General features: G+C 60.5%; 9 protein-coding genes and 1 pseudogene. 2 read left to right on the top strand and 8 right to left on the bottom strand.

Translation table 11 applies throughout. From position 1 onward, the window contains the following. Positions 1–98: 98 nt before the first annotated feature. Entirely contained in the window at positions 99–1,529 is a 1,431-nt protein-coding gene (locus H0V78_06905; protein ID MBA2351507.1) for a DEAD/DEAH box helicase, read from the bottom strand. A 372-nt stretch (positions 1,530–1,901) separates the two neighbouring features. Between H0V78_06905 and typA the strand changes: the two genes are divergently transcribed. Further along, a complete protein-coding gene (gene typA / locus H0V78_06900) occupies positions 1,902–3,731 on the top strand; it encodes a translational GTPase TypA (protein MBA2351506.1) in 1,830 nt (609 codons plus the stop codon). A 35-nt stretch (positions 3,732–3,766) separates the two neighbouring features. Here typA and H0V78_06895 read toward each other — a convergent pair whose 3' ends face one another. After that, a complete protein-coding gene (locus tag H0V78_06895) occupies positions 3,767–4,210 on the bottom strand; it encodes a DMT family transporter (protein ID MBA2351505.1) in 444 nt (147 codons plus the stop codon). A gap of 136 nt (positions 4,211–4,346) precedes the next feature. On the opposite strand from H0V78_06895, the gene H0V78_06890 reads away from it, so the two are divergent. Further along, on the top strand, positions 4,347–5,117 hold the full coding sequence (locus tag H0V78_06890) for a sulfite exporter TauE/SafE family protein (protein ID MBA2351504.1): 771 nt from the start codon (positions 4,347–4,349) through the stop codon (positions 5,115–5,117). A gap of 52 nt (positions 5,118–5,169) precedes the next feature. Here the strand turns inward: H0V78_06890 and H0V78_06885 are convergent, their stop codons facing one another. The 6 genes and pseudogenes from H0V78_06885 to H0V78_06860 all read right to left on the bottom strand — a co-directional run. Beyond that, positions 5,170–5,514 carry a cache domain-containing protein gene (locus H0V78_06885; GenBank protein MBA2351503.1) on the bottom strand — a complete coding sequence of 115 codons (345 nt, stop codon included), beginning with the start codon at positions 5,512–5,514 and terminating at the stop codon, positions 5,170–5,172. Positions 5,515–5,867: 353 nt separating this feature from the next. Beyond that, entirely contained in the window at positions 5,868–6,131 is a 264-nt protein-coding gene (locus H0V78_06880; GenBank protein MBA2351502.1) for a type II toxin-antitoxin system RelE/ParE family toxin, read from the bottom strand. Further along, positions 6,118–6,354: a CopG family transcriptional regulator gene (locus tag H0V78_06875; GenBank protein ID MBA2351501.1), complete on the bottom strand. Its 237-nt coding sequence runs from the start codon at positions 6,352–6,354 to the stop codon at positions 6,118–6,120. Before H0V78_06875 ends, H0V78_06880 begins: the two co-directional genes overlap by 14 nt. A 122-nt stretch (positions 6,355–6,476) precedes the next feature. Next, positions 6,477–11,273: an NAD-glutamate dehydrogenase gene (locus tag H0V78_06870; GenBank protein ID MBA2351500.1), complete on the bottom strand. Its 4,797-nt coding sequence runs from the start codon at positions 11,271–11,273 to the stop codon at positions 6,477–6,479. A gap of 218 nt (positions 11,274–11,491) precedes the next feature. Continuing rightward, positions 11,492–12,022 (bottom strand): annotated as a pseudogene (locus tag H0V78_06865) (amino acid permease). Between the two features lie 677 nt (positions 12,023–12,699). Beyond that, positions 12,700–13,205 (bottom strand): class I SAM-dependent methyltransferase (locus H0V78_06860; protein MBA2351499.1); only part of this gene is annotated, 506 nt, incomplete at its 5' end.

Here is a 13,205-nt window from a genome sequence, read left to right as displayed (position 1 = left end):
GTGGGCCCGATCCAAGCGCTCGACGATTTGCTCCCTACCCACTTGCTGGGAAGGGCCGGCGTGCGCAGCGTGCCGGACAACGAGTCGCCTGAATCCGATCAGGAAGTGAAACGGCTCGGCCGCCTCGAACCAGGAGAACGCCCAGCTTGCGGGCGATTCGATCTACCACCGGGCGCCGCCGATCTCGAGCTTCTTTCCGGACCATCGCTCCAGGAACGCGTCTTCACACCATCGCGCGCGTAGGGTCGTGCAGCCGGTTTGGGATCGTCCTTGAAGACGCGGTTGCCCGACGGAGCGCCGCGACGCTGCGCATCGTTCGCAGTGGCGTTGCCATCACGATTGTTGTTGGCGCTGGCGCTCTTGTAGCTGACCTTCGGCGCGTGTCTGGTACGCGATGGTTCGAAGCCGGCGACGACGTGCGCCGTCATGCTTTTGCCCGTGAAGCGCTCGATCTTTCGCAACTGCATCGTGTCCTTGCCGCCGGCAAACGAAATCGCGATGCCGGTAGCGCCGGCGCGACCGGTGCGGCCAATCCGATGCACGTAGTCTTCGGCGATTTTCGGCAAATCGTAGTTGATTACATGCGTGATGCCGAGTACGTCGATGCCGCGCGCAGCAACGTCGGTTGCAACCAGCACGCGCAGTTGACCGGTGCGCAGCCGCGTCAGTGTGCGAATGCGGTCGCGTTGCCCCATATCGCCATGCAACGCCGACGCGCTGTGGCCTTGCGCGTACAGCTCGTCCGCGAGCGTATCGGCGTCGCGCTTGGTGGCGATGAACACGATCGCCTGATTCAATTCGGTGTCGCGCAGCAGATGATTGAGCAAACGCTTTTTGTGCGCGAGATCGTCGACGTGGTGGACGCGCTGTTCGATATGTTCCTGGCGCGCTTTGGGTTCGGCGATCTGAATCAGCTTCGGCTCTTTCAACAAACGCCGCGCGAGTTTGGCGATGCTGCCTTCGAGCGTGGCCGAAAACAGCACGGTCTGGCGCGTCGCCGGCGTCGCCAGGGCGATGCGTTCGACATCCTCGATGAAGCCCATGTCGAGCATGCGGTCGGCTTCGTCAAGCACCAGCATTTCCAGGCGCGAAAAATCGATACGGCCGCGATCGATATGATCGATCAGCCGGCCCGGCGTAGCGACCAGAATGTCGATCGGCTGCGACAGCAGTTTATTCTGCAGCGGATAAGGCATGCCGCCGAGGATGCTGACGGTACGCAGCCGCTGCATGTGCTTACCGTATTTGTCTGCGGCGGCCGTGACTTGCAGCGCGAGTTCACGCGTCGGCGTCAAAACCAGAATGCGCGGGCCGCGCGTCTTCAGCACGGAAGGTTCGATCAAGCGCTGCAACGCGGGCAGAATGAACGCGGCGGTTTTGCCGCTGCCGGTTTGCGCCGAGGCCATGACGTCGCTTCCTGCCAGCAATTCCGGAATGGCGGCGGCCTGGATCGGGGTTGATTCAGTGTAGCCGCTGTCGGCAATTGCTTTGACGAGCAGCGGATGTAAATTCAGATTTTCGAATGACATGAGGTTCCCTAAAAGGCACGAAAAATCGCGCCGCCGACACAAGATCGCTTCGCCAAGGGGTTACGTTCGCGCGGATTTGATCCGGCGAATAACTGGATCATCGCCCGTGCGATGACGGCCTATGCGAAACTTTCGAAGTGTGGGCAGCACACTGGGCTGTTACTCTCACCCAGCGTTTCCGTAGATTTGCCGGAACAGAAATAAGCGGCGGTGGTAAGCAGGTGTGCTTGTATGCGCCAGCGCTTTATTCGAAGAAGGGTCAGACAGCGACCGGCCAAGGAGGCCGGAGCCGCGATTATACGCAGTTGCGGCAAGAACGAAACCCCTATGTGTTAGAATCCCGCCCCTTCGCAGCCCTCACGTTGGAATACCATGCCGCACTCGCCCGTAACGGGACGTCCTCTTCGCAACATCGCCATCATCGCCCACGTCGATCACGGCAAAACCACGCTGGTCGATAAGCTGCTGCACCAGGCCGGCGCGTTTGCCGCGCATCAGCATATCGCCGAGCGCGTGATGGATTCGAACGATCTCGAACGCGAGCGCGGCATCACCATCCTCGCCAAGAATACCGCGGTCGATTACCAGGGCACGCATATCAATATCGTCGATACGCCCGGCCACGCCGATTTCGGCGGCGAAGTCGAGCGCGTGCTGTCGATGGTCGATGGCGTGCTGCTGCTGGTCGATGCGGTCGATGGCCCGATGCCGCAGACGCGCTTCGTCACGCGCAAGGCGCTGGCGCAAGGCTTGAAGCCTATCGTCGTCGTCAACAAGATCGACCGTCCGGGCGCACGTCCGACATGGGTTGTCGACCACACGTTCGAGCTGTTTCACAAGCTCGACGCCTCGGAAGAGCAGCTCGATTTTCCGGTGATCTATGCGTCGGCCCTGCTCGGCTATGCGACTCCGGATCTGAAAACCGAAAGCAACGACATGCGCCCGCTGTTCGATGCCATCCTGAAACATGTCCCGTCGCCGCGCGGCAATCCCGATGAGCCCTTGCAGTTGCAAATCAGCGCGCTCGATTATTCGAGCTTCGTCGGACGCATCGGCATCGGCCGCATCGCGCGCGGCACGCTGAAGGCTGCGCAGGATGTGATGCTGGTCGATGGGAAAAACACGCCGAAAAAAGCGCGCGTCAACCAGATTTTCGGTTTTCAGGGCCTGAACCGCGTGCCGCTCGAAGAAGCGCGGGCGGGAGAAATCGTATTAATCAACGGCATCGATGAACTCGGTATCGGCATCACCCTCGCCGACCCGGCGCGCCCCGAAGCCCTGCCAATACTCGCCGTCGACGAGCCGACTTTGACCATGAATTTTCAGGTCAATACGTCACCGTTCGCGGCCCGTGAAGGCAAGTTCGTCACCAGCCGCCAGCTGCGTGAACGGCTCGAAAAGGAATTGTTGGTCAACGTCGCGATGCGGCTCGAAACAACCGAAGACACCGACATCTTTTTAGTCTCAGGGCGCGGTGAGTTGCATCTGACCATATTGCTCGAAAACATGCGTCGTGAAGGCTATGAACTCGCGGTCTCGAAGCCGCGCGTGATCGTGCGCGATATCGACGGCGTCAAATGCGAGCCGTATGAAATGCTCACGGTCGATGTCGAAGAGGCCAATCAGGGCGCGGTCATGGAAGCGCTCGGCGCACGCCGCGGCGATCTGCAGGATATGCAATCGGATGCACGCGGCCGTGTGCGTCTCGATTACCGCATTCCGGCACGCGGATTGATCGGATTCCAATCCGACTTCCTGACCATGACGCGCGGCACCGGCCTCAAGAGCCACGTGTTCGACGGCTACGCGCCGATGAAAGCCGATATGGCCGCGCGCCACAACGGCGTGCTGATCTCAGCCGAGCAGGGCGACGCCGTCGCTTATGCGCTCTGGAAATTGCAGGAGCGCGGCCGCATGTTCGTCAGCCCCGGCGACAAGTTGTATGAAGGCATGGTGATCGGCATTCACACTCGCGACAACGATCTCGTCGTCAACCCGATCAAGGGCAAACAGCTCACCAACGTCCGTGCATCCGGCACCGACGAAGCCGTCACCCTGACGCCGCCGATTCAACTGACCCTGGAATCGGCGATCGAATTTATTACCGATGACGAACTGGTGGAAATTACGCCGCAGACAATACGGATTCGTAAACGCTATCTGGTGGAACACGAGCGGAAACGAGCATCGCGCGCGGCTTGATCGGGTTCATTCGCTCTCCCGCGCACAACGCCGCGTCAATTCTGCACGACGAGCACCACGCCAATAATAAGCAGCGCGCCACCGATCATACGCCACAAGCCGAGCGGATGTCGCGGAAAGCCTACCCAGCCGTAATGATCGAGGATCAGCGACATGGCGACCTGGCCCGCGATCAGCAGCGCGAACATCACGCCCGCGCCGAGTTTCGGCGCAATCAGCACTGCCGAGGCGACGTAAAGCGCGCCCAGCATCCCACCCAGCCACAGCCACATTGGCGCCTGCTTCATCGCGTACATGGCCGGCCACGGCACACGCAAGATAAGCAGCAATCCGATCAGGCACAGCGTTCCAACGAGGAAATTCACCAGCGCTGCGAACATCGGATGCCCGACGTAATTGCGGAGCTGCGCGTTGAGCCCGGCCTGCACGGCGACGCCGGCGCCTATGGTGATCGCGAGCAGAGAGTAAGAGATTTGCATTGGCGAGGATAAGGGGAAGTGAAGAACGCTTGCAAGCGTAGCGCGAATTACGGCGGACGAGTTGCGCTCCGCTGATCCGGCCCTGTTGTTTCGCTTATATGATGCGGATTCGACAGAAACCCTGCACCGATCCGCCGTGCCTGACCTCTCAATCGCTCTACTGCTGTTGATCACCGGCTTCATCGCTGGCGGCTGCAATGCGGTGGCCGGCGGCGGCACCTTCTTCACCTTTCCCGCCTTCCTCGCTGCAGGCTTGCCGCCGGTTTTCGCCAACGCCTCGAATTCCGTCGCGGTCTGGCCCGGGCATGCATTCGCCGCTATCGGTTATCGAGCCGAGCTAAGAGGCCGCATGGGCAATATTCGCGGATCGCTGTGTATCGCGTTTCTTGGCGGGGCAGTGGGCGCCGTTCTCGCCGGCGTGATCGCCAATCAAGTCTTTGCCCGCCTGATCCCGCTTCTGCTTTTATTCGCGACGCTGCTGTTCGCGTTCGGGCGGCGGATATCGGCGTTCGTCGAGCGGCCGGTCACCGATACGCCGCATACGAGCTTCGCTTCGCGCTGCCTCGAATGGGTCGTTGCGATCTACGGCGGATTTTTCGGCGCAGGGCTTGGCGTCATGCTGATGGCGAGCTTGTCGATGCTCGGCGTGCACGACATGCAGCTAAATAATGCGCTGAAGAATCTGCTGGGAGCGGTAATCAACAGCGTCGCGGTGATCGTATTTGCCGTACTCGGCGTCGTCTCATGGCCGCACACACTGATCGCTTTCGTCGGCGCGGTCGCTGGTGGTTTAGCCGGCGCTCGCCTGGCGCGACGTCTCTCTGAAGTTTGGCTGCGCCGAATCGTGATTGCCGTCGGTCTGGTTTTGAGCGCGTATTATTTTTGGCGGTACTATGGATCGTCGTGAGCAGCGCCCACTCGTCGTAGGCGGCTGCTCGAAAAGTCAGGCCGCGCGACTGCTACTTGTAGTAGCCGACCGCACAAACCTGGTCGCCGATCTTGGTAACGTAGGTAACCTTCTGCACCGGCTGCTCGGTGCCGGGCCGTGGCCACATGTAGTTGACTTCGCTGATTTGACCTTCCTTGGCGATCTTGTAAAACTCTTCGCCGAGCGCCTTGCCCGCTTTGTCCTTCAGCTCCTTCAAGCTCTTGCCCTGAAGCGCCGGATGCGCGGTGAAGTTGCCGTCCGCCCCGCCGCAAAACGGATACAGATCGCGATCCTTGAAGCCGCCTTCGCCCTTGTTGAATTTGGCCAGCGCCGCGCCCTTGTCCTTTTTCACCTCGGCTACTGCCTTCTCCAGCATGGCCTTGGCCTCGGCGGCAGTACCGGACTGCGCTGAGCAAACACGAACCCCGATGCGAGCGCGCTGGCCAGTACGACCGTGCTGACAATCTTTCCGATTTTCGTGGGTTCTCCTTTGTGTCTGATTGGAATTATGGAAGCCGCCGCGGCGGCGAATAGATTATATACAGCGCTCGTTCGCTAAGACACTGGCGGCTAAATGCGCCCGGTCCAAAAAGACGCCCGGCGCCGATCAGTAAGCAGCCCGGATGCAGCGAAGCATAATCCGGATATATATCCCGATTCCACTCCGTCACATCCGGCTACGCTTGCTAAGCCGCGGCCATGAAGCGCGAATCGCGGCTACGACTCATGTTAGCTGCTTCGATAGGCGTCACGTCGATGGCCAATCTTGACGACTAACACAATGAGCCTGTCTTCTTTGATTTCATGAATGATTCGATAGATTCCCTGCCTGACCCGATATCGCTCCTGGCTCGACAGCTTTTCGCAACCTGGGGGTCGCGGATCGTCTGCAAGCGACCGAATGCGCTGCATGATCCGCTTGACGTCTTGCCTGGGGAAGGCTCGAAGGTCTTTGGCTACGGACTTCTTGAATACGAGCTCATAGCTTGCCATGCGCCTTCAAGTCCTTGAGCAGCGCTTCATAGGAGATCACGGGTTCAGCAACACGATCCTCGAATGCCGCAAGATCCTCCTGGTCCTCACGCAGCGCTAACCGCACCGCATCGTTGACTATGTCCGATACGGTTCTGTGTGTATGCGCTGCCTTCAAGCGAATGGCCTGGTGCAGCGCCGGCTCAAAGTATACGGTGGCGCGTTTTGAAGTCTCTTCGCTCATGATGGTTTTACCTCAAGAAGTTGGCATCATAGCGGCTAACCGCTATAGCGTCAAAACGTCTGATGACTAATGTAGTCGATGCGGTCAATGATAAAGTAAAGGATCCGATCAAGAGCCGCAGTCTATGTCAAAGCGCGCAGCTCGCGCAGCGCGACAGAGAGCATGGCGAGATCCGGCGCGCCGCCGGACTGAAGGTCGGTGATTACTTGACGCGAACGTTCGAGCGCGCCGCCGCTTCGATTTTCCCAAGCCTTGATCAGAGCATCGGCGCCTTCGATCGTCGCATGCTGCTCGACGACGGCGCACGTGAGCTTGCGCTGAACGTTAGCGAGATCGTCGCGAAGCGCGGCTTTGGCCAGGGTCTGCCAATGACTGTCAGCGGGCAGGAGCGCGATGTGGCCACGCAGCCAGCCAAACTGCAGGCGGCCCGACAACGCAAAGTAGATGCGAGCGACCGACTCGATACTCATATCGCTACCGCTCGCGACTTCGACGATATCGAGCGCCGCGATCAACGCGTCCAGACCCGCGACCCGCTTTGCCAACTCGGGCGGAACTCGCGCACTGGTGAGGCGTGCCTGGGCTTGCTGTGTAAGCTGCGCATCGTCCTGCGCCAGCAGCGTGTCCAGCGAGCCGGCGATCGCCGCGACCCCCGGGGCGAAGTGACTGAGGCCGCGCTCGATATCATTCTGATACTGCGTATTGCGCAGGAACCAGCGGGTGCCGCGGCTCGCCAGACGCTCGCCATTCGTCAGCATCGCTGTCTGCGTCGCGTCGGCAACCTGGTTGTCGAGCGCTTCCACTGACTTCCACAGGCTTACCAGATCGAACACCTCGCGAGTCAACAGGTACGCGCGCACCACCTCGTCGGGCCGCGCGCCGGTTTCCTCCCGCACCCAGTGCACGAAAGTGCCGCCGACGCGGTTGATCATGCTGTTGGTGACGTGGGTGCAGATGATCTCGCGGCGCAGCGGATGGCGCGCGATGTGATCGCGATAGCGGCTGCGCAAGGGGGCAGGAAAATAACGTTCGAGCGCGCCGGCGAAATACGGGTCTTCCGGCAACGAGGATGCGATCAGCTCGTCGGACAAAGTCAGTTTTGCATAGGCGAGCAAAACCGCGCGCTCGGGTGAGGTCAGGCCCATCTTCGCCGCCTTGCGCTCGGCGATGACTTCGTCCGATGGCAGAAACTCGAGCTCGCGATTGAGCTTGCCCTTGCGTTCGAGCGCGCGGATGAAGCGTTGCTGGGCATCGAGCAGCGCCGCGCCGTGCGCACCGCTCACGCTCAACGATTGGGCCTGGAAATAGTTATCGCGCAGCACGAGTTGTCCTACTTCCTCGGTCATCTCAGCCAGCAGGTGGTCACGCTGCCTGATGGTCAACTCACCCTCTGTCACCACGTCATTCAGCAGGATTTTGATGTTGACTTCGTGATCGGAACAATCGACGCCGCCTGAATTATCGATCGCGTCGGTATTGATCTTGCCGCCGCGCAAAGCGTATTCGATGCGGCCGAGCTGGGTGAACCCGAGGTTGCCACCTTCGGCGGCCACGCGGCAGCGCAGTTCGTTGCCGTCGACGCGAATCGCGTCGTTGGCGCGGTCGCCGACCTCGGCGTGGGTCTGCGTGCTCGCCTTCACGTAGGTGCCGATGCCGCCGTTGTAGAGAAGGTCGACGGGCGCTTTCAAAAGCGCGTTGATCAGGTCGTTCGGATCAAGCGCATCGGCCGCAATGGCGAGCGCTTGCTTGACCTCGGGCGAAAGTGCGATCGATTTCGCGCTGCGCGTATAAACGCCGCCGCCTGAGGATATCAGCTTCGCGTCGTAGTCCGCCCACGACGAACGCGGCAGCGCGAACATGCGGTTGCGTTCGGCAAAGCTCGCCCGCGGGTCTGGATCGGGATCGAGGAAAATTTGGCGATGATCGAATGCGGCGACGAGCTTGATATGTTCAGATAGCAGCATGCCGTTGCCGAACACGTCACCCGACATGTCGCCGATGCCTACTACCGTGAAGTCCTGTTCCTGCGTGTTCACGCCCAATTCGCGGAAGTGGCGCTTGACCGACTCCCACGCGCCGCGCGCGGTGATACCCATTTTCTTGTGGTCGTAGCCGGCCGAGCCGCCCGACGCAAAGGCATCGCCTAGCCAGTAACCGTAGTCTGCGGCGATGGCGTTGGCGATATCGGAAAATGTCGCGGTCCCCTTGTCGGCCGCCACGACAAGATAAGGATCGTCGCCATCGAGGCGCTTCACCGAACGCGGTGGAACGACTGAGCCGGCGAGCAGGTTATCCGTGATGTCGAGCATGCCGCGCAAAAATGTCTGGTAGCAGGCGATACCTTCCTTGAGGAAGGCCTCGCGGTCGGTGGCGGGCGGCGGATTCTTCACGACGAAGCCGCCTTTCGATCCGACCGGCACGATCACCGCATTCTTCACCCGTTGCGCCTTGACCAGTCCCAGCACTTCGGTGCGAAAATCCTCCATGCGCTCCGACCAGCGCAGACCGCCGCGCGCGACCTTGCCGCCGCGCAAGTGCACGGCCTCGACGCGCGGTGAATACACGAAGATTTCGAACATGGGCTTCGGCTCGGGAAGGCCGGGCACCCTGGCTGAATCGAGTTTGAACGAAAGGTACGCTTTGGGCTTGCCGTCGCCGCCGCGTTGAAAATAATTGGTGCGGATGGTGGCGAGAATGACCGCCAGGAACTGGCGCAGGATACGGTCTTCGTCCAGGTTCTCGACTTTTTCGAGCGACGCGTTGATCGCTTTTACCAACTCGATTTCGCCATTGCCGTCGCGCGTGGGATCGAAGCGCAGATGGAACAGTTCGATGAGTGCTCGCGCGATCGCGGGGTGTGCTGCAAGCGCCTGTTCCATGTACGCCTGCCTGAAAGTAAACCGCGCCTGGCGCAGATACTTGCAATAGGCGCGCAGCACGGTAATGTCGGCGGCGGCAAGCCGTGCGCGCAGCACCAGCTTATTGAAGTCATCGTTCTCGATCTCGCCGGACCACACGCGTGCGAAAGCGTCGTGGAACAGATCGCGCACCGCATGGATTTCGAATTCGCCGGAGTAAGTCATGCCGAAATCGTGGATCCAAATCGGCGCCGCGCCTTCGGGCTCGATCTGGTAGGGCCGTTCTTCGAGCACGGTGACACCGAGGTGCTCGAGCATCGGCATGCTCCTGGAAAGCGTGACCGGCGCGCCGGCATGGAAAATCTTGAAACGCAGCGAGCCGGCCGGAGCTTCCAGCGGCGCGTAGAGATTCATCGCCAGATCGTCGCCGTCGAGCGATTCCATCAACGCAATATCCAGCACCGCGTTGCGCGCCGAATAGTCCTCTACATAGCCGGCGGGAAAAGCGTAGCGATAGCGCTGCGCGAAACGGTTGGCCTGTTCTTCACCACCGTGCTCGGCGAGCGCCTGATGGAGGTCGTCGCGCCAGCGCCGCGCCGCTCGCGCCAGCCTGGCTTCGAGGGCGCGCACGTCATAATCGGGCACGCCGCCGGGACGGGTGCGGATCACCATGAGGATGCGCGCCAGTGCGGATTCGGAAAGCTGTACGGTGAATTCGGAGCTGACGCCGTTGAATGCGCGCATCAGCGACTCCTGCATGCGCTGGCGCAGTTCAGTGTTGTAGTTCTCGCGCGGAACGTAGATCAGGCACGACAAAAAGCGGTCGTAGGGATCGCGCCGGACGAAAAGCCTGGTGCGCTGGCGGTTGCCCAGGCGCAGGATGCCGGTGACCGTGTTGAGCAATTCTTCGGCCGAAATCTGGAACAACTCATCGCGCGGGTACTGCTCGAGGATGGTCAGGAGCGTCTTCGCGGCATGGCTGCCGGGCCGAAAACCGGCGCGCTCGATGACGATGGCGACTTTGCGCCTCAACCACGGAATGTCGGCAGGGCGGGCATTGTATGCGGTTGATGTGTAGAGCCCGAGAAAGCGTTGTTCGCCCACCACGTTGCCGGATTCATCGAAGCGCTTGACGCCGATGTAATCGAGATAACCGGGGCGATGCACGGGGGAGCGGGAATTCGCCTTGGTCACGATCAGAAGCTCCAGCGCCCGCGCCTGCGCGCGAGCGTTCGCGGGCAGCGCCGCGAAGCTCGCCGACTCACTGCGTTCTCCCGTCTCACGCAGAATGCCGAGCCCCGACCCGGCGACGATGCGCAGCGCATCGTCGCCTTCGCGCACCATCAGGTCGTACTCGCGGTAGCCGATGAAAGTGAAGTGGCTGTCCGCGATCCACCGCAGGAAGGCGGTGTCCTCGGCGATATCTGCTTGATCGAGGGGAGGCGGAGAGGACGCGAGGGTGGCGATGATATCGTCGAGGCGCGCACGCATCGCTTGCCAGTCGGCGACTGTCGCACGCACGTCATCGAGGATGCGCTGAATTCCCGCTTGCAACTCGCCGAGTAGAACGGGATCGCTGCGCCGGTCGACTTCGACGTGGATCAACGATTCGTGGCGGCCGCCGGCCTTCGGCTTGAGCTCGACAAGCGCCCCCCCGACGTCGCGTTTTACCTCCATTACCGGATGAATGATGAGATGCAGGGTGAGGCCCTGGCGGTTCACTTCCATGGTGATCGAATCGACCAGAAACGGCATGTCGTCGTTGACCATTTCGACGATGGTGTGAGCCGATTGCCAGCCGTGTTCTTCGAGTCGCGGGTTGTAAACGCGCAACTTGGGCGCACCCGATTGGAAGCGGCGTGCAAAGTTGAGGTGGGAAAGCGCCGCGCCGTAAAGATCGAAGACCTCGCGCTCGCCCAGGTCTTCGGCATCGACCTGGCTGAAGTAATCGCGCACAAAGATTTCGGTCAGACTTACGTGTTCGGCAGGCAAGCGCTCGTGCACAAGCCTAAGCACGCGCTCAATGCGTTCGGATTTCGCTGCCTCGTCGCTGAGTGCCATGCGATTACGGAAAGATATTCTGGTCGACGTAATACACGAAGCGCTTGGTCTAATATTGCGTCCCGCAAATAACTTGTTTATTTTCGCACCGTTCGTGGTGAGCTCGTCGAACCATGAACGATGGCAGGGGGCCCTTCGACAGGCCTAGGGCGAACGGCGATTTAGGCAACTTATTTGCGGGACAGGTTACTGCCATCGGCCGATGTTTTGAACTCCATGACGCGCGATACGTCGCCTTCACCGTGCCCGATCGCCCACAGACCGATGAAGATGATAATCAGAAGACCGGTCAGTTCGACGCAAGTCAGCACGACATTGAACTTCACGCTCTCGCCGACGCCGCGAAAGTTGATCGCCGCAACCAGCGCCATGAATGCCAGCCCGACCAGCGTGATGCCGATTCCGCCCGCGAGGTCAAGCCCGAAGGCATTCGACAGGTTGGCGGCGAACGCTCGCGAGGCTGTCGATGCGGAGGTAATGCCCGAACACATCACGGCGAAAGCGACGATGAACGTCACGAAGTGAATGCCGAATGCCTTGTGCGTGTAAAGAGCGGCGCCTGCGGCCCTGGGATACTTCGTCACCTGTTCCAGATAGCTGAAGGCGGTGATGACGGCCACGATGAAAGCCACCAGAAACGGCAGCCATACAACTCCACCGACCTGCTTGGCAACCTGGCCCGTGAGCGCGTAGATGCCAGTGCCGAGAATGTCGCCGACGATGAACAGCAGCAACAACCATGGCCCCATCACACGTTTCAGGGGCCGGTTCTGCCGGCGCGCCGGACTGACTTTTTTCGCCAATGGGAACGCTGGACATACAGCCTCCTTTCACGCGCACGCGGGATGGTTGTTACGACAAGATTACATACGTCCGGATGCGGCAGCAACACGCTGCGTGACCGGCTTCGGGAACCGAGCCGGTATGGGCGCTGATTTTCGGCCGCTATTTCGCAATGTGCAAACCCGCCCTGACGGTACCGTTACGGCGCTCCGGGGTAAGGTCTTTGGATGGCGAATTGAGCGCACTCGCCGCACAACCCGGCAGGATGGAGAAATACAGGCGATTCAAAGAGCCCCGGGTCGAATTATTCCACCATCGCATCTCATACCTCCAACTTTCCTTGACGGTGGGTCGCATCGGGATGGGCGTCTCGTGGCAGCCTCGGCCTGCCTCTTGGTTTCGCTTCGCGCCGTTCGCCGGTTAGTTTCTCGAGCTTGGCATAGAACGGTTGTTTCCCAAAGGCTGATGCTGGTTCAGGGCGTTAGCCCGGTAGCTGGTTCAGCGGTAATGTGCGGGGTCATCGACCATGGCGGCAGGGCACGCGACACGTAACATCCGCCAGAGGGTTATATCGAGCCTGGCTCCTTAATCATGATCCGGTTATGCCATGCCGTGCCCAAATTCCGCCTTCGCCCCCGCCAATCTATGGTCTGCACGACTTCTTCACTGCGACACCGATGATGTGCGGGCTTGCGATCGGAATCGGCCCGGTAAAACGATCGTAAGTGACCGTTGCAAATCCCGCCTGCTCCAGTGCAATCCATGTCTCCTGATCGGGCCGGCAGCCGTCGAGCAGCGGCTTCCAGATCGGCCGTATCCATTGCTGGATTCGCCGCAGCCATGTGCCGCGCGGGGCCGCGACATGCTCCATGAAGAAGAACTGCCCGCCGGGTTTCAGCACCCGCAAAATCTCCCGCAATACGTCGGCAAGATTATTTACCGAACAGAGCACTAAAGTCGCGACCACAGCATCGATACTGTTGTCTTCGATCTCCAGCCGCTCGCCAACTCCGCCGCGCAGATCGACCGCTATGCCGAGTTTTTCTGCCTCTTTTTTGAGATAAGCGTGCATGTATGGATTCGGTTCGATTCCGATCCAGTCTGTTTCGCGGCCTCGATAATGAATCAGGTTGGCGCCGGTTCCGGGAC

The sequence above is a fragment of the Burkholderiales bacterium genome (genome assembly GCA_013695435.1).
In the GTDB taxonomy this organism is placed as follows: domain Bacteria; phylum Pseudomonadota; class Gammaproteobacteria; order Burkholderiales; family JACMKV01; genus JACMKV01.
Note: the sequence above shows the minus strand (reverse complement) of the source record. Positions and strands in the feature narration are given on the sequence as shown.

What these genes read in the sequence shown, in the direction of transcription:
- H0V78_06905 (MBA2351507.1), bottom strand. Translation starts at nt 1,529, where the DNA reads ATGTCATTCGAAAATCTGAATTTACATCCGCTGCTCGTCAAAGCAATT.
- typA (MBA2351506.1), top strand. Translation starts at nt 1,902, where the DNA reads ATGCCGCACTCGCCCGTAACGGGACGTCCTCTTCGCAACATCGCCATC.
- H0V78_06895 (MBA2351505.1), bottom strand. Translation starts at nt 4,210, where the DNA reads ATGCAAATCTCTTACTCTCTGCTCGCGATCACCATAGGCGCCGGCGTC.
- H0V78_06885 (MBA2351503.1), bottom strand. Translation starts at nt 5,514, where the DNA reads ATGCTGGAGAAGGCAGTAGCCGAGGTGAAAAAGGACAAGGGCGCGGCG.
- H0V78_06880 (MBA2351502.1), bottom strand. Translation starts at nt 6,131, where the DNA reads ATGGCAAGCTATGAGCTCGTATTCAAGAAGTCCGTAGCCAAAGACCTT.
- H0V78_06875 (MBA2351501.1), bottom strand. Translation starts at nt 6,354, where the DNA reads ATGAGCGAAGAGACTTCAAAACGCGCCACCGTATACTTTGAGCCGGCG.
- H0V78_06870 (MBA2351500.1), bottom strand. Translation starts at nt 11,273, where the DNA reads ATGGCACTCAGCGACGAGGCAGCGAAATCCGAACGCATTGAGCGCGTG.